The sequence below is a fragment of the Arthrobacter sp. Y3223166 genome (assembly GCF_059090935.1).
This window is the reverse complement of record NZ_JBNHGE010000012.1, coordinates 63,987-85,104: the sequence shown is the minus strand read 5'-3', so window position 1 is coordinate 85,104 and position 21,118 is coordinate 63,987. Positions and strand designations below refer to the sequence as shown.

18 protein-coding genes and 1 pseudogene are annotated in these 21,118 nt (G+C 69.3%); 13 read left to right on the top strand and 6 right to left on the bottom strand.

Going from position 1 to position 21,118, the window contains the following annotated elements; translation table 11 throughout:
* From AC5RUH_RS08135 to AC5RUH_RS08110, 6 genes and pseudogenes are all read left to right on the top strand, one after another.
* Positions 1-357, top strand: a pseudogene (locus tag AC5RUH_RS08135) (serine/threonine protein kinase); the annotation flags it as partial.
* Positions 358-444: 87 nt separating this feature from the next.
* Complete coding sequence (locus AC5RUH_RS08130) at positions 445-1,146, top strand: hypothetical protein (RefSeq protein WP_494023743.1); 702 nt, start codon at positions 445-447, stop codon at positions 1,144-1,146.
* A 76-nt stretch (positions 1,147-1,222) separates the two neighbouring features.
* Positions 1,223-3,397, top strand: a complete 2,175-nt coding sequence (gene ligA / locus AC5RUH_RS08125) for an NAD-dependent DNA ligase LigA (RefSeq protein ID WP_494128319.1) — start codon at positions 1,223-1,225, stop codon at positions 3,395-3,397.
* Complete coding sequence (locus tag AC5RUH_RS08120) at positions 3,394-3,903, top strand: DUF2087 domain-containing protein (protein WP_494128318.1); 510 nt, start codon at positions 3,394-3,396, stop codon at positions 3,901-3,903. The genes ligA and AC5RUH_RS08120 overlap by 4 nt, the downstream gene beginning before the upstream one ends.
* 285 nt (positions 3,904-4,188) lie before the next feature.
* On the top strand, positions 4,189-4,938 hold the full coding sequence (locus AC5RUH_RS08115; RefSeq protein ID WP_494128317.1) for a hypothetical protein: 750 nt from the start codon (positions 4,189-4,191) through the stop codon (positions 4,936-4,938).
* A gap of 94 nt (positions 4,939-5,032) precedes the next feature.
* The gene (locus tag AC5RUH_RS08110; RefSeq protein ID WP_494128316.1) at positions 5,033-5,530 is read left to right on the top strand and encodes a GNAT family N-acetyltransferase; all 498 of its coding nucleotides are present in this window, start codon (positions 5,033-5,035) and stop codon (positions 5,528-5,530) included.
* 35 nt (positions 5,531-5,565) lie between these two features.
* On the opposite strand, the gene AC5RUH_RS08105 is transcribed toward AC5RUH_RS08110, so the two are convergent.
* Entirely contained in the window at positions 5,566-6,696 is a 1,131-nt protein-coding gene (locus AC5RUH_RS08105; protein WP_494128315.1) for a metallophosphoesterase, read from the bottom strand.
* A gap of 309 nt (positions 6,697-7,005) precedes the next feature.
* Between AC5RUH_RS08105 and gatC the strand changes: the two genes are divergently transcribed.
* The 5 genes from gatC to AC5RUH_RS08080 all read left to right on the top strand — a co-directional run bounded on the left by gatC (position 7,006) and on the right by AC5RUH_RS08080 (position 11,905).
* Positions 7,006-7,302, top strand: coding sequence for an Asp-tRNA(Asn)/Glu-tRNA(Gln) amidotransferase subunit GatC (gene gatC / locus AC5RUH_RS08100; protein ID WP_493977642.1), 297 nt, complete (start codon positions 7,006-7,008; stop codon positions 7,300-7,302).
* Positions 7,303-7,311: 9 nt separating this feature from the next.
* Complete coding sequence (gene gatA, locus AC5RUH_RS08095; protein WP_494002513.1) at positions 7,312-8,814, top strand: Asp-tRNA(Asn)/Glu-tRNA(Gln) amidotransferase subunit GatA; 1,503 nt, start codon at positions 7,312-7,314, stop codon at positions 8,812-8,814.
* Positions 8,815-10,326 (top strand): Asp-tRNA(Asn)/Glu-tRNA(Gln) amidotransferase subunit GatB, encoded by a 1,512-nt coding sequence (gatB, locus tag AC5RUH_RS08090; RefSeq protein WP_494002512.1) that lies wholly within the window; start codon positions 8,815-8,817, stop codon positions 10,324-10,326.
* Positions 10,327-10,578: 252 nt separating this feature from the next.
* On the top strand, positions 10,579-11,457 hold the full coding sequence (locus AC5RUH_RS08085; protein WP_494128314.1) for an aminoglycoside phosphotransferase family protein: 879 nt from the start codon (positions 10,579-10,581) through the stop codon (positions 11,455-11,457).
* A 70-nt stretch (positions 11,458-11,527) separates the two neighbouring features.
* Positions 11,528-11,905: a VOC family protein gene (locus tag AC5RUH_RS08080; RefSeq protein ID WP_494128313.1), complete on the top strand. Its 378-nt coding sequence runs from the start codon at positions 11,528-11,530 to the stop codon at positions 11,903-11,905.
* Between the two features lie 173 nt (positions 11,906-12,078).
* Here AC5RUH_RS08080 and AC5RUH_RS08075 read toward each other — a convergent pair whose 3' ends face one another.
* The 3 genes from AC5RUH_RS08075 to AC5RUH_RS08065 form a co-directional block, all read right to left on the bottom strand.
* A complete protein-coding gene (locus AC5RUH_RS08075) occupies positions 12,079-12,537 on the bottom strand; it encodes a DUF779 domain-containing protein (RefSeq protein ID WP_494128312.1) in 459 nt (152 codons plus the stop codon).
* Between the two features lie 14 nt (positions 12,538-12,551).
* Positions 12,552-14,075, bottom strand: a complete 1,524-nt coding sequence (gene exaC / locus AC5RUH_RS08070; protein WP_494026413.1) for an acetaldehyde dehydrogenase ExaC — start codon at positions 14,073-14,075, stop codon at positions 12,552-12,554.
* A 200-nt stretch (positions 14,076-14,275) separates the two neighbouring features.
* Positions 14,276-15,637 carry a GAF domain-containing protein gene (locus tag AC5RUH_RS08065; protein WP_494128311.1) on the bottom strand — a complete coding sequence of 454 codons (1,362 nt, stop codon included), beginning with the start codon at positions 15,635-15,637 and terminating at the stop codon, positions 14,276-14,278.
* Between the two features lie 328 nt (positions 15,638-15,965).
* On the opposite strand from AC5RUH_RS08065, the gene tdh reads away from it, so the two are divergent.
* Both tdh and AC5RUH_RS08055 read left to right on the top strand, forming a co-directional pair.
* Positions 15,966-17,012, top strand: coding sequence for an L-threonine 3-dehydrogenase (gene tdh, locus AC5RUH_RS08060; protein WP_494128310.1), 1,047 nt, complete (start codon positions 15,966-15,968; stop codon positions 17,010-17,012).
* Positions 17,013-17,023: 11 nt separating this feature from the next.
* Positions 17,024-18,241, top strand: a complete 1,218-nt coding sequence (locus AC5RUH_RS08055) for a glycine C-acetyltransferase (RefSeq protein ID WP_494128309.1) — start codon at positions 17,024-17,026, stop codon at positions 18,239-18,241.
* A gap of 97 nt (positions 18,242-18,338) precedes the next feature.
* On the opposite strand, the gene AC5RUH_RS08050 is transcribed toward AC5RUH_RS08055, so the two are convergent.
* Positions 18,339-19,376 (bottom strand): sialate O-acetylesterase, encoded by a 1,038-nt coding sequence (locus tag AC5RUH_RS08050; RefSeq protein WP_494128308.1) that lies wholly within the window; start codon positions 19,374-19,376, stop codon positions 18,339-18,341.
* A 101-nt stretch (positions 19,377-19,477) separates the two neighbouring features.
* Positions 19,478-21,064 carry a histidine ammonia-lyase gene (gene hutH / locus AC5RUH_RS08045; RefSeq protein ID WP_494014247.1) on the bottom strand — a complete coding sequence of 529 codons (1,587 nt, stop codon included), beginning with the start codon at positions 21,062-21,064 and terminating at the stop codon, positions 19,478-19,480.
* Positions 21,065-21,118: the final 54 nt, after the last annotated feature.

The following is a 21,118-nucleotide window of genomic DNA, read 5'->3' as shown; positions in this document are numbered from 1 at the left end:
GTCGCCGTCGTGCTCGATCGGCCCGCACCGGAGGCTGCTGTGGCCGAGGCCCCCGTCAGCCGGCCGCCGGCGAACGCCCTGGAGGGCCTGTCCGGCAACGTGGTGCCGCCCGAGGACCTGGCCGGCCGGGTCGGGGGCGGCGAGGCGGTCTTCAGCTGGACCAATCCTGACCCGCGGGACGGCGACCTGTTCATCTGGACGCCCGTTACCGCGTTGGGCCGGGGCGAGCCCGAGCGCACCGGCGAGCCCGAGGCGACCGTGCCGCTGGCGCAGAACGACCGCACCTGCATCGAAGTGGTGGTGGTGCGGGCCAACGGCCGGGCCTCGGATCCGGTCCGCGGTTGCGCGGATCAGTAGCTGCCCGGACTGCGTGGCTTTTGCGGGTAGGTTTGGAACGATGAATCACGCGCCGACCCCTGGCCGGCGCAGACAAGGGGGCTAGCGGTGGCGGATGTGAGCATTGAGTTCTGCGGCGAATGGTACGAAGCCACGAACGACGACGTGTTCACCATTGGGCGCGAAGGCGATTTGGAGATCGACGACAACCCCTACCTGCACCGCAAGTTCCTGCAGATCGCCCACTACGACGGCATCTGGTGGCTGGCAAACGTCGGTTCCCTGATCTCCGCGACCATCGCCGATTCCACCGGGGGCATGCAGGCATGGCTGGCGCCGGGAGCGCGGATCCCGATGGTCTTCAGCCAGACGAACATCGTTTTCACGGCCGGCCCCACAACCTATGAGCTGTCGGTCCACGTGAAGACACCGTCCTTCCGCCAGGAACACCGGGACACGGATGCCGTGGGCGAGACCACCATCGGCCCGGTGGTGTTCACCGCGTCGCAAAAGGCCCTGATCCTGGCCCTGGCCGAGCCGATGCTCAAGCGTGACGGGACCGGGCTCAGCTCGATTCCGTCGTCCTCGCAGGCGGCGGCCAGGCTGGGCTGGCCCCTGACCAAGTTCAACCGCAAGCTGGACAACGTCTGCGACAAACTGGACCGGGTGGGCGTCGCCGGACTGCGCGGCGGCGGCGGAAAGCTCGCCACCAACCGGCGCGCGCGGCTGGTCGAGCACGCCGTCACCTCCCATCTGGTCACCGCGGCCGACCTGCCGCTGCTCGACGAACGGCCGGACGCCGAAGACTGAGCGGCCGCCGGTCCGCCCGGGGCACGCGAGCACCGCCGTCGTCGCCTGAACCGCGCTTCTCGGGCAAGATAGTCAGGTGAGCACAGTCGAAACACCTGCCAGCGGGATTCCCAGCGACGAAATCCGCCACGAGTACGAGCAGTTGACCGAGGACGTCCGCAAGTACCGCTACGCGTACTACAACGAGGACGCCCCGCTGGTCTCGGACGCCGAATTCGACGGGCTGTACCGGCGGCTGGAGGAAATCGAGGCCCTGCACCCGGAGTTGGTGGCCAACGACTCGCCCACGCAGGAAGTCGGCGGCGAGGTCTCGGCCGCCTTCGCCCCGGTGGAACACCTGCAGCGGATGTACTCGCTGGAGGACGTCTTTTCGCTGGACGAACTGAAGGCCTGGGTGGACCGCGCCACGGCGTCGGTGGCCAACCTGGGCAACGGCAGGAAGCTGCGCTGGCTCAGTGAAGTGAAGATCGACGGCCTGGCCGTCAACCTGCTCTACCGCAACGGTGAACTCATCCGCGCCGCAACCCGCGGGGACGGCACGACCGGCGAGGACATCACCCACAACGCCCTGACCATCGCGGACATCCCGCGCCGGCTCTCCGGCAGCAACATCCCGGCCGAGGTGGAGATCCGCGGCGAAATCTTCATCCCCACCAAGGACTTCCTGGCCCTGAACGAGCGGATGGTGGAGGCCGGCAAGGCGCCGTTCGCGAACCCGCGGAACTCGGCGGCCGGCTCGCTGCGGCAGAAGGACCCGAAGGTGACGGCCGAGCGGCCGCTGCATATGTTCGTCCACGGGATCGGCGCCCGGGAAGGGCTCGAGGCCGAGAGCCAATCGGAGACCTACGCCCTGCTGCAGGAATGGGGGCTGCCCACCAGCCCCTACTTCAAGGTCGTGGACAGCTACGAAGAGATCCTGGAGTTCATCGAGCACTACGGCGAGCACCGCCACGACCTGCTGCACGAAATCGACGGCATCGTGGTCAAAGTGGACGACTTCGGCCTGCAGCGCGCGCTGGGCCACACCTCGCGGGTGCCGCGCTGGTCCGTGGCCTATAAGTATCCGCCGGAAGAGGTCCACACCAAGCTCCTGGACATCCGGGTGAACGTGGGCCGCACCGGCCGGGTGACGCCGTACGGGGTGATGGAGCCGGTGAAGGTGGCCGGTTCCACCGTGGAGATGGCCACGCTGCACAACCAGGACGTGGTCAAGGCCAAGGGCGTGAAGATCGGCGACGTCGTGGTGCTGCGCAAGGCCGGCGACGTCATCCCGGAGATCGTGGGCCCGGTGCTGGCGCTGCGGGATGCGCAGGATCCGCCGGTGCGCGAGTTCGTGATGCCCACCGACTGCCCCTCGTGCGGCACCCCGCTGGCTCCCGGCAAGGAGGGCGACGTCGACCTGCGCTGCCCGAATGCCAAGTCCTGCCCGGCGCAGCTGACCGAGCGGGTGGCCCATCTGGCCGGCCGCGGCGCCTTCGACATCGAAGCGCTGGGCTACGAGGCGGCGTTCGCGCTGACCCGGCCGGCCGAACCCGAACAGCCTCCGCTCACCAACGAGGCCGGGATTTTCAGCCTCAGGCCCGAGGACCTGGCCGACGTGCGGATCCGGCGCGAGAAAAAGGATAAGGGGGTGCCCACCGGCGAGATCGAGCTGGTGCCCTACTTCTACACCAAGGGCACCGCCAAGAAGCCCTCGGTTCCCACGGCCAACACCAGGAAGCTCTTCGAGGAGCTGGAGAAGGCCAAGACCCAGCCGCTCTGGCGCGTCCTGGTGGCTTTGTCCATCCGGCACGTGGGTCCCACCGCTTCCCGCGCCCTGGCCACGGCCTTCGGCTCGATGGACGCCATCCGGGCCGCCAGCGAGGACCAGTTGGCGCACGTCGACGGCGTCGGTCCCACCATCGCGGCGGCGCTGAAAGAGTGGTTCGCCGAGGACTGGCATGCCGGGATTGTCGACGCCTGGGCCGCCGCCGGCGTGCGGATGGCCGACGAGGTGGACGAGAGCATGCCCCGCACCCTGGAGGGGCTGACCGTGGTGGTGACGGGTACGCTGCCGAACTTTAGCCGTGACGAGGCCAAGGAAGCGATCATCATCCGCGGCGGCAAGGCCTCGGGCTCCGTCTCGAAGAACACCAGCTATGTGGTGGCCGGCGAGAACGCGGGGACCAAGCTGGACAAGGCCGAGTCCCTGGGCCTGACAGTGCTGGATGAGGACGGTTTCCGCCGGCTGCTGGAAACCGGCACGGCATGACGGGGGAGCGGCCAGGGCCCGCCGCCAGCTGGCAGCAGTTGCTCTCCGCCCTGGCCAGCGAGCGGCTGCGCGGGCTCTATGCCGCCCTGGTGCTGGGCCAACAGCCGGAGATGACCCTCAAGGAACGGCAGAAGCTGGTTGCCTCCGGCCTGGTGACGGACGACGGCGGGGCCCTCGCCGTCGAGTCGCGCGTCTTCAAGGCCGCGCTGGCCGCGGCCCGGAAACCCGGGCCGGCCGGGCCGGAAAGGTTTCTCACCGGCGGGCTGGTGGTGCTGCCGTCCCGCGCCTCGGACCGGCTGGAACTGCTGGGCTACATCCGCGACCGCGTCATCGCCGGAGGCGAGGTCATGGCTGAGAAGGACCTGAACGCCCGGCTGGCCGCGTTCACCTCCGATGTGCCGATGCTCCGCCGTGCCCTGGTCGATGACGGCTTCCTGGACCGCGAGCCGGACGGCAGCGACTACCGGGTCGGCCACCGCCGCGCCAACGGCCCCGGGCAGCCGTAGCCGCGCGAGGGGCGGAACGTGTGCCGACGCGGCATAACCGCGCCGACGCCGGGGCCCCCAGCGGGGTAGTTGCACGGGCGTCGCGAAAGCGGCCTTTATCGTCCCGGCGTGCGGCTTTATCGGCCGGTTTCGACGATATACAGCGTTCTCGACGTTATAGGCCGCTCTCAGCGGGGAGATGGATACTGGCAGCACCACGCGGGCCCAAACCGTTCTCCCGCAGTCTCGTGAAACTATCGTGACTGGCATCACCCGCCATGGGACGATGGATGTGCGAGGTGAGCCATGAACGAATTCTTTGCCGACGGTTTCCCCTGGTGGTTCATCTGGGTCGGTTTCGCCGTGGTCTCCGGTATTGGACAGCGTGCCAGGCGGACCCGGCGCGGCCAGGGCTGGAACCGCGGCGGCCGGCGCAACGAAAGCGCACGCTCGGAGGCCGCGCGGCGCGAGGCCGACCGGCTGCGTGCCGCCGCAGCCGCCGAACAGCAGCGGCTCCGCGACACCGCGGCGGTAATGGCCGACCATGATGCGGTGAACGCGCGCTGGCTGGACTATGAGCTGGACGTGGCCAAGCTGATCGATTTTCCCATGATGTCCGATGTCCGCGAGCCGCTCACGGTGGCGTTCCTGCGCGCCAAGCGGACCGCCGACGGGCTCCGGCCGGTCACCGCTGCGGAAGTTGCCACCGATGAGCGGCTGCGCGAATACCGCGAGGCCGTGCGGGCCTACGAGGTCGCCTTCGACATCGCCGAACGCGAGGCCCGCCGCATTCAGGACCAGCACTTCAGCGGCCCCGAACGGCTGCGGCTGAACACCGCGCGCCGGTTGCTGACCATCGCGGTGGATAGGGCGGCAACGCCCGCCGAGCGGCAGCTGGCCTACGCGCGCGCCCGCAAGGAGCTCGACGGCCTGTTGGCGCTGCCGGCCGAGGCGGTCGCCGCCTTGCAGCGGCGGGTCAATCCGGAATTGCTTCCGCCCATGCCCCGTCCGGCGGCCGGGCCGTCGGCGCGACGGCCGGCCGGCGGCCCGGCCTGAACCGTGTTGGCGCGCACCGCCCGTGGTGCGGGAAACTGGTCAGGCAAGCCCCGCCGTCGTACGTTTACTACCCGCAAGGACACCGCCCAAGCACATGCAGATCACCATCCGCCCTGCCACCGCTACCGATTTCGACGACGTGGAGCGCCTGACGCGCGAGGCGTACCTGGCCGCGGGACACTTCCCGGCAGCCGACCACCCGTATCTGGTGCACGTTTCCGACGTGGCGCACCGGGCCCGGCATGCCGAGATCTGGGTGGCCGAGCGGGGCGGAAAGGTGGCCGGGGCGGTCACGCTGGCCCAGGCCGGCGGGGAGTATGCAGACATCGCTCGGGAGGGGGAACTGGAGTTCCGGATGCTGGCCGTGGATCCGGGGCTGCAGCGCTCGGGCGTCGGCCGGGCACTCGTGGACGCCATCGTGGAGTACGCGCGCACGCTGCCGGGCATCAACGCCGTGAGCCTGACCACCGGCAGCGACTGGACCGCGGCGCACCGGCTGTATGAGTCGCTGGGATTCGACCGGGTGCCGGAGCGCGACTGGCCGGTACCCGGGACCGACATCCGGCTGCTGGTCTTCGTCAAACGCCTCTAGCAGCCGCAGGAACTTACGCTGCAGGCAGCGCGTGCTCAGGGTTTCCTGAACGTGAACGAATCGGTGAAGTTTGCGCCGCCGGCGCCCACAAACGTGGCCATCAGGGAGTTTTCGGTCACCTCGATCTCCACGAACCCGTGCGCGGGCTCGGCGTTTGCGCCGGAGTAGGCGGCGAAGTAGGGCGCCTCGGCATCGGAACCGTTGATGTCGCGCAGCGGTTGTCCGCCGGTGCCGACCGTCGCGAAGACCGTGCCGGCACCGGACACGAAGTCCGCGTCGGTGTCGGAGATGCAGGCATTATCGCTGTGCGCGGGCAGCAGCGACGGGCATTCCGGCCCCAGGGCGAGTTGGTGTGTCCGCTGGTAGAGGTGTTCGTGGCCGTGCAGCACCAGGTCCACTTTTTTGTCCAGCAGCAGATCCGTCACTGCGGAACCGGGATCGCACTCGTAGGCGCCCGCCGAGTGGCAGGGCTTGTGGGAACCGACCACAACCCACGGGATGTGCGCTGCGCGGGCCGAGTCTATGGCGGCGGCCGTCCACCGGTAGTGGTCGGTGCCGGGAGCGTAGTCCCAAAGGCCGGATTCGGGAAACTCCAGGCCCGGCGAAATCAGTATCAGCCGCAGCAGGGGGTCCCGCTGGGGGATGTCCACGAACCATTGGCGCCCATAGGCGCCGTGGGCACCCGGTAAGCGGGGAGGAAGGCAGCGCGCGAATTCATCGATCGAACCGTTCCGGCCGTCGCTTTCGTGGTTTCCGGCGACCAGCTGCAGGGGGATATCCGGCCCCAGGTGGTCGGTGACGAAACTGCACCACCCGGATTCGGTGCCGGGAAGGCCGTAGGACAGGTCGCCGAGCGCCAGGCCGAACCGGGAGCCGCTTTCCGCCATCGCTTCCAGCACCTGCGCGGCACCTTCGTCGAAGCCGAAGTCCCCGGCCGCCGCGAATTTCACGCTTTCCGCGGAGTTGCCGGCTGTCCGGGGCGCGGCGGCGGCCGGGTCGGAGGCAGGTGGTGACGCAACCGGCGGTGCGGCCGGCGCGCGAGAGGTCATGGAAGTAGGGCCCGCCGAGGTGTGCGGCGCCGGGGCGGGCGAGCCTTGCCCCGCGCTGCTGCAGCACGGCAGCAGCAGAGCGGTCAGGGCGATGGCAGCCAGCCGAGCCGGACGCATGGGGTCTCCTCGCCGCGAAGGACTCCGGCAGACCGCCGGAAGTCCGACGGCCCGGCCTGGGCCCTAGCGCGTGCCACATTCTAGGTGCCCGGTGTCAGGCGGTCAACGATAAAGCGGCACAGGAAGTGAGCCGAAACGCTCAAGTCCGTGGTCCCCCCGCTGTGCCTGCGGATCGCGCAGCCCAAGACCGGACGCCGGGAAGCCGGAGGCTGTCGCCGTGGGATGGTCCCTCGGCATTCCCTGGCGAATCCCGACCCTTCTGCGCCGGTAGACTGAAAAGGAAAAGCATTCCACCCGCGTAGGAGACTCATGTCTGAGATCAATCGTGCGGCGGTGGCGCATTTGGCGCGGCTGGCCCACATTGAGATGACCGCCGAAGAACTGGACAAGATGGCCGGCGAACTCGACGTCATTGTCGATTCGATCAAGTCCGTCCAGGAAGTTGCCAGCCCCGACGTTCCGGCGACCTCGCACCCGATCCCGCTGAACAATGTGTTCCGCGAGGACGTGGTGGGGGAGACGCTGAGCCAGGAACTTGCCCTGGCGAACGCACCGGACCAGGCCGACGGCCGGTTCAAAGTTCCGGCGATCCTGGACGAGGAGTAAGACGCACCCATGAGCGAACTGATTACCCACAGCGCGGCCAAGCTGGCCGAGATGCTGACCGCTTCGGAGGTGTCCTCGGTGGAGGTCACCCAGGCGCATTTGGACCGCATCGCCGAGGTCGACGGCGACCTCAACGCGTTCCTGCACGTGAACACCGACGAGGCGCTCGCGGTGGCGGCGGACGTGGACAAAGCCCGCGCCGCCGGCGAAGAGCTGCATGCCCTGGCGGGCGTCCCGATAGCGATCAAGGACCTGATCGTCACCGTGGGCCAGCCCACCACGGCCGGCTCGAAGATCCTTGAGGGCTGGATGAGCCCGTACGACGCCACCGTGGTCAAGAAGATCCGGGCGGCGCGCATGCCGATGCTGGGCAAGACCAACCTGGACGAATTCGCCATGGGTTCCTCCAGCGAGCACTCGGCCTACGGTCCCACCCGTAACCCGTGGGACCTGGACCGGATCCCCGGCGGCTCCGGCGGCGGCTCTGCGGCTGCCGTGTCCGCTTTCGAAGCACCGCTTGCGCTGGGCACCGACACCGGCGGTTCCATCCGCCAGCCGGCCGCAGTGACCGGTTCGGTGGGCGTCAAGCCGACCTATGGCGGAGTTTCCCGCTACGGCGCCATTGCGATGGCGTCTTCGTTGGACCAGATCGGTCCGGTGACGCGCACGGTCCTGGACGCCGCGCTGCTGCATGAGGTCATCGGCGGACACGACCCGGCCGACTCCACCTCGCTGACCGACCCGGTGGGCGCGCTGGTCGAGGCCGCCCGGAACGCCGACGTGCGGGGCATGCGCATCGGCGTGATCAAGGAACTGCAGGGCGAAGGCTACGCGGCCGGCGTGCAGGCCCGCTTCGACGAGGCCCTGGAACTGCTGCGCGGGGCCGGCGCCGAGGTGCTGGAGGTCTCCTGCCCGAACTTCAAGTACGCGCTGGGCGCCTACTACCTGATCATGCCCTCGGAGGTTTCCTCCAACCTGGCCAAGTTCGACGGCGTCCGCTATGGACATCGCGTGCTGCCGGCCGAGGGCCCGATGACGATCGAACGCGTGATGGGTGCCACCCGTGCCGCCGGCTTCGGCGACGAGGTCAAGCGCCGCATCATCCTGGGCACCTACGCCCTGTCTGCGGGCTACTACGACGCCTACTACGGTTCGGCGCAGAAGGTCCGCACGCTGGTTCAGCGCGACTTTGCCGCGGCGTTTGAGACCGTCGACGTGCTGGTCTCTCCCACGGCGCCGACGGCCGCGTTCAAGCTGGGCGAGAAGCTGGACGACCCGATGGCCATGTACCTCAACGACGTGGCCACCATTCCGGCCAACCTCGCCGGAGTGCCTGGCATATCGGTGCCGGGCGGCCTGACCGACGGGCTGCCGGTGGGGATCCAGTTCCTGGCCCCCGCCCGTGAAGATGCCCGTTTGTACCGCGCCGGCGCCGGTCTTGAAAACCTGCTGGAAGCCCAGTGGGGCGGCCCGCTGCTGGCTCAGGCTCCTGTCCTCGGAGGTGTGAAGTAAATGGCTGCAACAGAAGAGTTGGTCTCCTTCGAAGAGGCGATGGCGAAGTACGACCCGGTCCTCGGGTTTGAGGTCCACGTTGAGCTGAACACGAAGACCAAAATGTTCTCCGCCGCTCCGAACGCGTTCGGCGATGTGCCGAATACGAACGTGTCGCCGGTGGACCTGGGCCTGCCCGGCGTCCTGCCGGTGGTGAACAAGTCGGCGGTGGAGTACTCGATCCTGATTGGGCTCGCGCTCAACTGCAAGATCGCCGAATCCTGCTTCTTCGCCCGGAAGAATTACTTCTACCCGGACACCCCGAAGAATTTCCAGACCTCCCAGTACGAAGACCCGATCTGCTACGACGGCTACCTGGACATCGAGCTGGAAGACGGCGAAGTGTTCCGGGTGGAGATCGAACGCGCGCACATGGAGGAGGACGCGGGCAAGCTCACCCACATGGGCGGCGCCACCGGCCGGATCCAAGGCGCCGAGTACTCGCTGGTGGACTACAACCGAGCCGGCGTTCCGCTGGTGGAGATCGTCACCAAGCCGATTGTCGGAGCCGGTTCCCGTGCTCCGGAACTGGCCCGCGCCTACGTGGCCGCCGTCCGCGAGATCGTCAAGAACCTGGGCGTCTCCGACGCGCGGATGGAACGCGGCAACGTCCGCTGCGACGCGAACGTGTCCCTGATGCCCAAGGGCTCGGAGCAGTTTGGCACCCGCTCCGAGACCAAGAACGTGAACTCGCTGCGTGCGGTGGAACGTGCCGTCCGCTTCGAAATCCAGCGCCACGCGGCGGTCCTGGACGCCGGCCGGAAGGTGGTCCAGGAAACCCGCCACTGGCACGAGGACACCCGCTCCACGACCGCGGGCCGGCCCAAGTCCGACGCCGATGACTACCGCTACTTCCCGGAACCGGACCTGGTCCCGGTGGTCACCACCGAAGAGTGGATCGAAGAACTGCGTTCGCGGCTGCCCGAACCGCCGGCCGAACGGCACAAGCGGCTGAAGGCAGAGTGGGGCTATTCCGACGCCGAATTCCGCGACGTGGTCAACGCCGGCGTGATGGAGTCGATCGAGGAAACCATTGCCGCCGGAGCCTCCGCCGCCGTGGCCCGCAAGTGGTGGATGGGTGAAATCTCCCGTCGCGCCAAGGAAGCCGAACTCGAACCTTCGGAACTGGGCGTGAGCCCGCTGACCGTGGTCGAGCTGGACCGTCTGGTGCAGGCCGGCAAGATCAACGACAAGCTGGCCCGCCAAGTGCTCGACGGCGTGCTCGCCGGGGAGGGCACGCCCGAGGAGGTCGTGGAGAAGCGCGGCCTAGCCGTGGTGTCGGACGATTCCGCCCTGCTGGAAGCCATCGATGCCGCGCTGGCAGCCCAGCCCGAGGTGGCCGAGAAGATCCGCGGCGGCAAGGTCCAGGCCGCCGGCGCCATCGTGGGCGGGGTCATGAAGGCCACCCGCGGGCAGGCCGACGCCGGTCGGGTCCGCGAGCTGATCTTTGAACGTCTCGGCGTTCAGGGTTAGCCGGTGGAGCGGACGATGAGCGGTGATGGGTCGCGCCGTGCCGGGGCCGATATCGGCCCGGTTCCGCGGCGCCCGGTCCGCCCGGGGACGCGCGCGTCCGCCGGCGCCGACATCGGGCCGGTTCCGCTGGCCTAGCGGACCCGGGCCGACATCGGGCCGGTTCCGCTGGACTACCGGACCGGGTACGACAGCCTTCGCCGCCGGCGGGGCCACGCCCGCCGATTAAGGGGAGTACGGAAACAGATGGCTTCGATGCCTGCTGCCGAAATCGACATCAGTAACGACCTGGTGCAGCGGTTGCTCTCGGACCAGTTCCCGGACCTCGCCCGGCTGCCACTGGTGCGGGTGGCCAACGGGCGGGACAACGTGACGTTCAAACTCGGAGCCGATCTGGCCGTCCGGCTGCCGCGCCGGACCGCGGCAGGGGATCTGGTGCTGCATGAACAGCAGTGGCTCCCGTCCCTGGCCCGGGAGCTGCCCCTCGCCGTGCCGGCCCCGACGCGCCGCGGCAGCTCGACGTCGTACTATCCCTGGTCCTGGTCGGTAGTGCCGTGGCTGGAGGGCCGGGCTGCCTGGCGCCTTCAGCCGGAGGAACGGCGATCGCTGGCCCCGGGGCTGGCGGCGTTCGTGGCCGCGCTGCACGTGCCCGCCCCGGTGGGCGCCCCGGTGAATCCGGTGCGCGGCGTGCCGCTGTCCTCCCGCAACGCCGCCGTGCAGCAGCGCCTGGCTTCCGGGGCCATTCCGGAGGCAGAACGTGTCACGGCGCTGTGGCGCCAGCTGTCCGCCGTGCCCGCGTGGGAGGGACCGGCACTGTGGCTGCACGGCGACCTCCACCCGGGGAACCTGGTGGTGAACGGAAACCGATTGGCGGCCGTGATCGACTTCGGCGACATCACCGCGGGCGATCCGGCCACCGACCTGGCCGCCGCCTGGCTGGTGTTTGACGCCCCGGGGCGCCGGGAGTTTATTGCGGCCGTCGAAGCGCGCACCGACGTTTCCCCGGACACCTGGCAGCGCGCCCGCGGCTGGGCGTTGAACATCGCGACGGTGCTGCTGACCTCCTCGGATGACAACCGGTTGTTGCGCGGCGTGGCGGAGCGGGCGCTGGCCGAAGTCCTGTCCGGGAGCTAGCCGCGGCGCCGCCGCCGCAGTAGCATGGCCGGACTACTGCCCAGGAAGTGCGTCCACGGGAGGAGCGGCGATGCCCGGCCCCACAGGACTGCAGCTGCATGCAACGGTGCTGGGAGCGCCGGATCCGCTGGCCTTGGCTCAGTTTTACGGTCGGCTGCTGGGCTGGGACATCCGCACCATCGAGCCAGACTGGGTTACGCTGGCCAATCCGGGCGGTGGGCCGGGGCTGTCCTTCCAGCTGGAGGAGGACTACCGCCGGCCGGTCTGGCCCGAAGAACCCGGCGAACAGCAAATGCTGATGCACCTGGACATCGTCGTCGAGAACCTGGCCGCCGACTGCTCTCACGCCGAGTCGGTAGGGGCTGAACGTGCCGGATACCAACCGCAGGACGACGTCCGGGTGTACTTCGATCCGGCGGGGCACCCGTTCTGCCTCTTCGAACGCTAGCCGCGCGGGCAGTCAAGGTTTCCGCTCCTGCTCCGGTCCCCGCTCCTGCTCCGGTCCGCGCCCCCGGTGGTCCCCGCTCCTGCTCCGGTTCGGGCGCCTGCTCCGCCTAATAAGCGGAGCAGGGGCCCAAACCGGAGCGTCAGGGAGATCGGCACCCGGCCCCGACCGCCCCCTCAGGCCGGCTGCCCGCTCCCGTCGAGCAGCCGGGAGCGGATCAGGAAGCGTTTGCCCTCCGGCGCCTCCACCGAGAACCCGCTGCCGCGCCCGTCCACCACGTCCACGGTCAGATGCGTGTGTTTCCAATACGCGAACTGCTCCCGCGACATCCAGAAGTCCAGGCTCCCGCGGCCGGGAAGGTCGAACGTGCCCAGCAGCACGTCCGCATCGCCGGTGAGGAATTCACCGGCCGGATAGCACATGGGGGAGGAACCGTCGCAGCAGCCGCCGGACTGATGGAACATCAGCGGCCCGTGGGTCTCCCACAATTTTTGCAGCAGCCCGACCGCCGGTCCAGTGAGCGCCACCCGGGAAAAATCCTCCCCGGGCAGCGCCACCGCGGCCTCGAGCGCCGCCTCGTGTTTCGCGGCGGGCGGGGTGGGTGCACCCTGCCCCTGCGGTGAAGCAGACGCCATGACGTGACCTGTCTTTAGAAGAAGCCGAGCTTGTTCTCGTTGTAGCTGACCAGCAGGTTCTTGGTCTGCTGGTAGTGGTCCAGCATCATCGCGTGGTTCTCGCGGCCGATGCCCGAGGACTTGTAGCCGCCGAACGCCGCTCCCGCCGGGTAGGCGTGGTAGTTGTTCACCCACACCCGGCCCGCCTGGATTTCGCGCCCGGCCCGGTAGGCCACGTTCCCGTTGCGGCTCCACACGCCGGCTCCAAGCCCGTAGAGCGTGTCGTTCGCAATCTGCAGGGCTTCCTGATAGTTCCCGAACCGGGTAACCGAGACGACCGGCCCGAAGATCTCTTCCTGGAAAATCCGCATGCTGTTGTCGCCCTCGAAGATGGTGGGCTTCACGTAGTAGCCGTCGGCGAGGTCCCCGTCCAGGATGTTCCGGCCGCCGCCGGTCAGGACTTTCGCGCCCTCCTGCTGGCCGATGTCCATGTAGGACAGGATCTTCTCCAGCTGGTCGTTGGAGGCCTGGGCGCCGACCTGGGTGTCCGTGTCCAGCGGGTTGCCCTGGATGATCGACTCGGTCCGGGCCAGGGCATCGGCCATGAACGAGTCGTAGATCGACTCCTGCACCAGCGCCCGCGACGGGCAGGTGCAGACTTCGCCCTGGTTGAACGCGAACAGGGTGAAGCCCTCCAGCGCCTTGTCGTAGAACGCGTCGTTTTCGGCGGCGACATCGGAGAAGAAGATGTTCGGGCTCTTCCCGCCCAGCTCCAGCGTGACCGGAATTAGGTTCTGCGACGCGTACTGGCTGATCAGCCGGCCGGTGGTGGTCTCGCCGGTGAACGCGATCTTGCGGATCCGCGGACTGGACGCCAGCGGCTTGCCGGCCTCTACGCCGAAACCGTTGACCACGTTGACTACGCCCGCCGGCAGGATGTCCGCGATCAGCTCCATCAGCACCAGGATGGACGCCGGTGTCTGCTCCGCAGGCTTAAGAACGACGGCGTTGCCCGCCGCAAGCGCGGGAGCCAGCTTCCACGTGGCCATCAGGATGGGGAAGTTCCAGGGGATGATCTGCCCGACCACACCCAGCGGCTCGTGGTAATGGTAGGCGGTGGTGTCGTCGTCCAGTTGGGACAGCCGGCCCTCCTGGGCCCGGATGGCCGAGGCGAAGTAGCGGAAGTGGTCGGCGGCCAGCGGGATGTCGGCGGCCAGGGTCTCGCGCACGGCCTTGCCGTTGTCCCAGGTCTCGGCCACGGCCAGCAGTTCCAGGTTCTCCTCGATCCGGTCCGCGATCCGGTTCAGCACGGCGGCCCGGTCCGCTACCGAGGTCTTGCCCCACGACGGTGCCGCCTTGTGGGCGGCGTCCAAGGCCAATTCGATGTCCTCGGCGGTCCCGCGTGCCACTTCGCAGAACGTTTTGCCGGTCACGGGGGAGGGGTTCTCGAAATATTGGTTCTTCACCGGGGCGACCCATTCGCCGCCGATCCAGTTCTCGTAGCGCTGCTTGAAGCTGACGGGTGATCCCTCGGTTCCGGGCTGGGCGTAAACAGTCATGGTCGACTCCTCTGGCTTCGGTGTCCGGACCCCCACGGCCCGGCAGACCGCACTGTCTGTGTCCCCAGAGCCTACGGAGGGCAACGTTGCAATCAGGTTGCAGCGGTTGCCCATGCTGCGGCTCCAGCCGCGGCACGGTGCAGAGGGGCCGCCAGACCACCGGCTCCGCCTGCACGGTCGGCAGCGTTCCGAAGGTCCCGTCAGTCCCCGGCTTCCAACTGTTCCAGCACCGCGACGACCGCGGCCCGCTTGGGTGAGCGCGGCGGCAGGAGGCGCAGCGCCGCGCGCCAGGCCTCGCCGTCGTACTTTGCCTCGGGAAGCTGCAGGTACCGCAGGACTTCATCCGGCGATGCACTGCTCAGCACTGCCTCGCGCAGGGTGGCGCTGACGTGCCGGCGGAAACTGACGACGCCCGGCGCCTCCGACCGCGGAACGACCTGCCCGCGGTACAGGCCAAGAGCCTGCCGGTGTGCCCCGCGGGCCAGGCACCGGAGGACCTGCTGCGCGTCGACGGCCACTTCGTGGGGGAGGCGGTAGGGCCGGGATGTGGGCACGGCGGCAGGGCTGATGCCGGCCAGCAGCTTGCGCAACCGCACCATCTCGGCGCGCAAAGTAGCGCCCTGGGCCCGCGGGTTGAGCTGGTCCGCCAGTTCCCCGGCCGTCAGGCCGGCGGGATGCAGGGCCAGCAGGGTGAGGATCTCCGTGTGCCGCTGCGACAACTCGATCCGCTGGCCGGCCAGTTCCAACAGTCCCTGATCGCGTCCCATGATGCGCAGACCGGCCTTCGGGCGGGTTCCGGATTCGCCCTCCGGACGGGCCGGCGTCCCCCGACGCCGCGTGATCGGGCCGGCAGGTGCTGACCGGCTCCGCGTCCCCGGGTCGTGCCGGGCGGCTGCCTGGAGGCGGAGAATGCGCAGCTCTGCCTCGGCCGCCGCTACCGCCGCCCGGACCAAGGACAGCGTGTGGGGCGCGGCCGCTTCCTCCCCGCCGGTCAGATCCACGACGCCGAGGACGGCGCCGGTTTCGGGATCTTTGATGGGGACGGCGGTGCAGTTCCATGAATGGACCGCCCGGCTGAAGTGCTCGGCACCGGCGATTTGGACTCCACGGCCCAACGCGAGCGACGTGCCGGGCGCGCTGGTGCCCACGGTCGCCTCCGACCAGTCGGTGCCGGGCATGAACATCATGCCTTCGGCGCGGTCTTTCAGGCGGGCCTCTCCGTCCACCCAGAGCAGCCGCCCGTGCCGGTCTCCCACGGCCACCAGCATCCCCGCGTCGCGGCTGGGCTCCACCAGCAGCCGGCCAAAGATCGGCATGATGGCGGACAACGGATGGTTCCGGCGGAACTCGTCCAGCGCGTCCGCGGCCATGACCAGTGGAGCCAGCGCCCGATCCGGATCCGCCGCGTGCCGCAAGGACCGTTGCCAGGAGTCGCGCACCACCGCGCGCAGCCCCCTGATGCTCCCGGTCCCGGCGGACAGCTGCATCGGATCCAGCCGCTCGTGCGCGGCGTAGGCCTGGTCCTGCACGGGCCGGGACGCTGGCTGGGCTGGGTGCGGCACTGGAGAACCCCTTTTACCGGATCGCAGCCACGCACCTGTGGCCGGGGTCACAGTCTAGCCTGCGCTTCCGCGGCCTTTCCACCGGCTTTCACGGCACGCGGCTCCGGACCGGTTTCCTGTTCCTATGGGGTCGGCCTGCCCGGTTCGCATTCGGTGACTTGAGGATGCCCTGCGGCCGCCGGTTGCGAGCAAAGCTACCCTGCCCCTGACGCGACGGATACTGTGACGTGCTCCACTTCGCCAAGACAGTTACGTAGAGTTGGCCTAGTGATCCGGGCCACAGCCCGGGCGGCCGGACGCGCCGGCCCGCTTAGCGAAAGGACACCGCGTGAAGGCGCTCTACAAGCCCGGCCCACAGGCCGGCTTCGAGCTGGTCGACCGTCCGGAACCGGAACCCGGCACCGGCGAGGTCAAGATCAAGGTCCACACCACGGGAATTTGCGGCACCGACCTGCACATCCAGGCCTGGGACGACTGGGCCGCGGAGGCGGTCCGGGCGCCGCTTATCCCCGGCCACGAGTTCTATGGCGAGGTCGTGGCCGCCGGCAGCGCCGTGCAGGACGTGCAGATCGGCGACCGGGTCTCGGGGGAGGGCCACATCGTCTGCGGGACCTGCCGGAACTGTCGCGCGGGCCGGCGGCAGATGTGCATCCGCACGGTCAGCGTCGGCGTGCAGCGTGACGGTGCCTTCGCCGAGTTCGTGGTGATCCCCGAAACCAATGTGTGGGTGCACACCGACCCGGCGGTCACGCCCGAACTGGGCGCGATCTTCGATCCGTTCGGCAACGCCGTGCACACGGCACTGAGCTTTCCGCTGGTCGGTGAAGACGTGCTGATCACCGGCGCCGGGCCCATCGGGCTGATGGCGATAGCGGTAGTACGCCACGCCGGCGCCCGCAAGATCGCCGTCACCGACGTGTCCGCCGAACGGTTGGAGCTGGCCAAGCACATGGGCGCCGACATGGTGGTGGACGTCAGCCACGCCCGGGTGGCGGACGCACAACGGCAACTGGAACTGGTCGAAGGTTTTGACATCGGGCTGGAGATGTCCGGCCGCGGCTCGGCACTGCGGGCCATGATCGACAACATGACCCACGGCGGCCGGATCGCGCTGCTGGGGCTGCCGGCCGAAGACATCACCATCGACTGGGCCAAGGTGGTCACCCACATGCTCACGCTCAAGGGCATCTACGGGCGCGAGATGTTCGAAACCTGGTACGCGATGAGCGCCATGCTCTCCTCCAGCCCGGCCCTGCACGCGGCGATTTCCTCCGTGATCACCGACGTGCTGCCGGCCGCCGAATGGGAGCGCGGGTTCGAGACGGCCCGGCAGGGGACAAGCGGCAAAGTGGTCCTGGACTGGACCCGGATCTAGGGAGGAGAAGCATGTACGGAACACTCAAGGACCAGCTGGTCTCGGAGCTGGAGGAGATCCGCGCCGCCGGACTGTTCAAGGCCGAACGGCGCATCACCACCCCGCAGTCCAGCCACATCTCCGCCGGCCCGGAGGACGGGTCAACCCGCGAGGTGCTGAACTTTTGCGCGAACAACTACCTGGGGTTGGCCGACCATCCGGACATCATCGCCACCGCGAAGGCCGCCATGGACGAGAGAGGGTTCGGCATGGCCAGCGTGCGGTTTATCTGCGGCACGCAGGACCTCCACCTGCAGCTGGAACGGGAGGTGTCGCGCTTCCTGGGCACCGAGGACACCATCCTGTTCTCGTCCTGTTTCGACGCCAACGGCGGGGTCTTTGAATCTTTGTTCGGGCCGGAGGACGCCATCATCTCGGACGCGCTGAATCATGCCTCGATCATCGACGGCATCCGGTTGTCCAAGGCGGTGCGGTTCCGCTACGCCAATCGGGACATGGCCGAACTTCAGGAGCGGCTGCAACAGGCTGCGGCAATGGACGACGGCGCCGGCGCACGGCGGACCGTCATCGTCACCGACGGCGTGTTCTCCATGGACGGTTACCTGGCGCCGCTGGAACGGATCTGCGAACTGGCCGAAGAATACGGCGCGCTGGTGATGGTCGACGACTCGCACGCCGTCGGCTTCATGGGGGCCAACGGTGCCGGCACCCCGGAGCATGCCGGGGTGGCTGACAGGGTGGACATCTACACCGGGACCTTCGGCAAGGCGCTCGGCGGTGCCTCCGGCGGTTACGTGTCCGGCCGCCGCGAAATCGTGACCGTGCTGCGGCAAAAGGCCCGTCCGTACCTGTTCTCCAACTCCGTCGCGCCGGCCATCGTGGCCGCCACCTTGAAGGCGCTGGAACTGGTGGGCGGTTCGGCAGACCTTCGGTCGCGGCTGCAGGACAACACGGCGTTGTTCCGCCGGCGGATGGCCGAGGAAGGGTTCGATCTGCTCGAAGGCGTGCACCCGATCGTCCCGGTCATGTTCCACGACGCGGTCCTCGCCGGGCGGGTGGCCGAGGCCATGCTCGCCCACGGCGTGTACGTCACCGCCTTCAGCTATCCGGTGGTGCCCAAGGGCGCAGCGCGGATCCGCGTGCAGCTCTCGGCCGCTCATAGCGCCGACGACGTCGAGGCCTGCGTCGCGGCGTTCGTCGCCTCCCGGCGGGCGGTCGGGCAGGCCTGAACCGCGCACCCCGCAGCGGTGCGGCGCCCTCCCTTGGCCCGCCGGGTCCGGCTGCCGAGCCCGGCCGCGCCGGCTCCGGCGACCGAGTTCGGCCCGGCTACCGGGCCCGGTCCGAGGTTTCGGCCTCGAAGGCGCGGTAGAAGCGCAGGCCGAGCTCGCGGGCGCCGGCGGCACTGTAATGGATCTGTTCGGCATCCTGGCTGGCGCCGGACGGGCCCGCCACGAACGCCGTCCGCAACCGCTGCGCCGCCACGGAGCGGTGCGCAGCCTCGATGCCGCGCCGCCGCCGGTCATCGGGCAGCCATTCGGGCACCATCCCGCCGATCAGGAACGGCGCCGGCCCCAGCGCGTCGCGGACCAGATCAATAATCTGCAGCAACTTGCGGCGGTACCAGCCCTCCGAGGCACCCAGCACCGCGTCGGACTCGCCCTGGTGCCACAGGACCGCCGCCAAACGGTTGCGCGGATTCAGCGAGAGCGCCTGCCGGGCGGCCTCCAGCGCGCGGTGGCACAGGTTCGTTCGGGCAGTCTTGTTGTCCGGATCCCAGGAGTAGTCGGCGTTGCCCGTGATCGAGGTGCCGCCCAGGGCCGCGGGCACCAGCAACACCTTGCGGCCGGCCGGCTGGGCCAGCCACAGCTGCCGCGCGAATTCGAGGCCGGGTCCCACCGCGGGCCGGCCGTCCACCCACACACTGGCGACATGGCAGAGCGGTTCGCTGGCCGTGATGACCCGGCCCGCGGACGGGCCGGAACCCGCCAGCTGGTCGATCCCGTCGAGCTCCACGTCGATGGCCGGATCGAAGGGGAGGCCGCAGCCCTGCATGTTCGACTGGCCCAGCAGCAGGACGACGTCGTAACCGGCCTGGCGCGGATCGACGCGCCCGTTGGCCGCCGTTTGGGCGGCAGCCGCGATTGTCGGGGCCAGCAGTTGCAGCAGCTCCCGGTGGGTGGCCGACGTCGGGTCCGCCACCAAGCGCGCAATCCGCTCGTCATCCGGTGCGGAATCCGGCCGGGTTGCTGCGGCCGCCCCGGCCGTGCCCAACGCCCCGGTCCCGATGCCGGCCGCCAGGACGGGGACCGTCTGCTGCAGCAGTCTGCGCCGGCTCGGCTGTCCCTCGGGCGTGTTGGCGGCCATGCAGCAGGTCCTCCCGGTGCCGGCCCCCAGAGTCCCTGCGCCGCATCCGGTCCGGCCTGCCGGACGCGGCGATTGTCCGGCACCAGTCTATGCCGAACGCATCAGTTCAGTGCCGTGCCCGCCGCCTGTTCGACGGCGTCCACCAGCACGCCGCTGTCCACCAGCAGTCGGACCGCCTCGATTTCCGGCGAGAGATAGCGGTCGGTGCCTGGACCGGCGACGGTTTTGCGGATCTCCCGGCGCACAGCGGTGACGGCCGGGGCGCTGCGGGAGGTCTCCACGCCGCCGTCGCGCATGTCCAGGGCGCGGGCACTGGTGAGCAGTTCAATGGCCAGCACCCGGGTGAGCCCGTCCAGGGCGCGGCGCAGTTTCAGCCCCGCGGACCACCCCATGGACACATGGTCCTCCTGCATGGCCGAGGACGGGATGGAATCCACCGACGCCGGGTTGGCGAGCCGCTTGAGCTCGCTGACGATGCCGGCCTGGGTGTACTGGGCGATCATATGCCCGGAGTCCACCCCCGGATCATCGGCCAGGAAAGCATTCAGGCCGTGGCTGCGGGCGGTGTCCAGGAACCGGTCGGTCCGCCGTTCGCTCATCGAGGCAAGGTCGGCCACGGCGATGGCCAGGAAGTCCAGCGCGTAGCCGACCGGGGCGCCGTGGAAGTTGCCGTTGGACTCCACCCGGCCGTCCGGGGTGACCACGGGATTGTCGACGGCGGAGGCCAGCTCGTAGCCGGCCACCGATTCCACATGGGCAAGCGTGGCGCGCGCCGCGCCGTGCACCTGGGGTGCGCAGCGCAGGGAGTACGCATCCTGGACCCGGGTGAACCGGTGCTGCGCATCGGCTCCGGCTGACTTTTGCTCTGCGATCAGGACGGAACCGGCCAGGACGGTGCGCATGTTGGCGGCCGCAGCGATCTGGCCGGGGTGCGGCCGGAGCGCGTGCAGGTCCTCCGCCAGCACGGAGTCGGTGCCGAGCAAACCTTCGATGCTCATGGCCGCGGCGAGGTCGGCGGTCTTCAGCAGCCGGTGCAGGTCGGCCGACGCCATGATCAGCATGCCCAGCATGCCGTCGGTGCCGTTGATCAGTGCCAGCCCTTCCTTCTCCCGCAGCTCCACCGGCTCCAGGCCCGCGGCGGCCAGTGCGTCGGCGGCCGCCACCAGCTCGCCTTCCTGGGTGCGGACCTGGCCCTCACCCATCAGGGCGAGTGCGCAGTGGGCCAGCGGCGCGAGGTCCCCGGAACAGCCCAGGGAGCCGTATTCGCCGATCACCGGGGTGATGCCGGCGTTGAGGATGCCCGCGTAGGCCTGGGCCACCAGCGGGCGGACGCCGGTGCGGCCGGTGGCCATCGTCGCCAGCCGGTTGAGCATCAGCCCGCGCACCACCTCCCGGTCCACCTCGGCCCCGGAGGAGGCCGCGTGGCTGCGGATCAGGCTGCGCTGGAGCTGGGTGCGCAGCTGCACCGGGATCTGCTTGGTGGCCAGGGCGCCGAAGCCGGTGCTGACCCCGTAGTGCGGCACGTCGTCGTCCACCAGGGCCTCGATCACCTTGCGGGATTCGGCCATGGCCTGCAGGGATTCCTCGCTGAGTTCGACGGCGGCGCCGTGGCGGGCGACGGCGACGACGTCGGCGGGGGAGAGGGGTCCGACGGAGACGGAGACGGGGGCGGTCTGGAGCTGGGACATGGTGCCTTTCGGGTGCGGGTGCGGGTGAAGGTGGGAGTGGCGGGTGGGAGGGGC

Bases quoted from the DNA above. Each gene is read 5' to 3' on its own strand.
- AC5RUH_RS08085 (WP_494128314.1), top strand. From the start codon at position 10,579: ATGCCTGCTGCCGAAATCGACATCAGTAACGACCTGGTGCAGCGGTTG.
- gatA (WP_494002513.1), top strand. From the start codon at position 7,312: ATGAGCGAACTGATTACCCACAGCGCGGCCAAGCTGGCCGAGATGCTG.
- gatB (WP_494002512.1), top strand. From the start codon at position 8,815: ATGGCTGCAACAGAAGAGTTGGTCTCCTTCGAAGAGGCGATGGCGAAG.
- AC5RUH_RS08075 (WP_494128312.1), bottom strand. From the start codon at position 12,537: ATGGCGTCTGCTTCACCGCAGGGGCAGGGTGCACCCACCCCGCCCGCC.
- hutH (WP_494014247.1), bottom strand. From the start codon at position 21,064: ATGTCCCAGCTCCAGACCGCCCCCGTCTCCGTCTCCGTCGGACCCCTC.
- AC5RUH_RS08115 (WP_494128317.1), top strand. From the start codon at position 4,189: ATGAACGAATTCTTTGCCGACGGTTTCCCCTGGTGGTTCATCTGGGTC.
- exaC (WP_494026413.1), bottom strand. From the start codon at position 14,075: ATGACTGTTTACGCCCAGCCCGGAACCGAGGGATCACCCGTCAGCTTC.
- AC5RUH_RS08105 (WP_494128315.1), bottom strand. From the start codon at position 6,696: ATGCGTCCGGCTCGGCTGGCTGCCATCGCCCTGACCGCTCTGCTGCTG.
- AC5RUH_RS08080 (WP_494128313.1), top strand. From the start codon at position 11,528: ATGCCCGGCCCCACAGGACTGCAGCTGCATGCAACGGTGCTGGGAGCG.
- AC5RUH_RS08110 (WP_494128316.1), top strand. From the start codon at position 5,033: ATGCAGATCACCATCCGCCCTGCCACCGCTACCGATTTCGACGACGTG.
- AC5RUH_RS08050 (WP_494128308.1), bottom strand. From the start codon at position 19,376: ATGGCCGCCAACACGCCCGAGGGACAGCCGAGCCGGCGCAGACTGCTG.
- AC5RUH_RS08120 (WP_494128318.1), top strand. From the start codon at position 3,394: ATGACGGGGGAGCGGCCAGGGCCCGCCGCCAGCTGGCAGCAGTTGCTC.
- gatC (WP_493977642.1), top strand. From the start codon at position 7,006: ATGTCTGAGATCAATCGTGCGGCGGTGGCGCATTTGGCGCGGCTGGCC.
- AC5RUH_RS08055 (WP_494128309.1), top strand. From the start codon at position 17,024: ATGTACGGAACACTCAAGGACCAGCTGGTCTCGGAGCTGGAGGAGATC.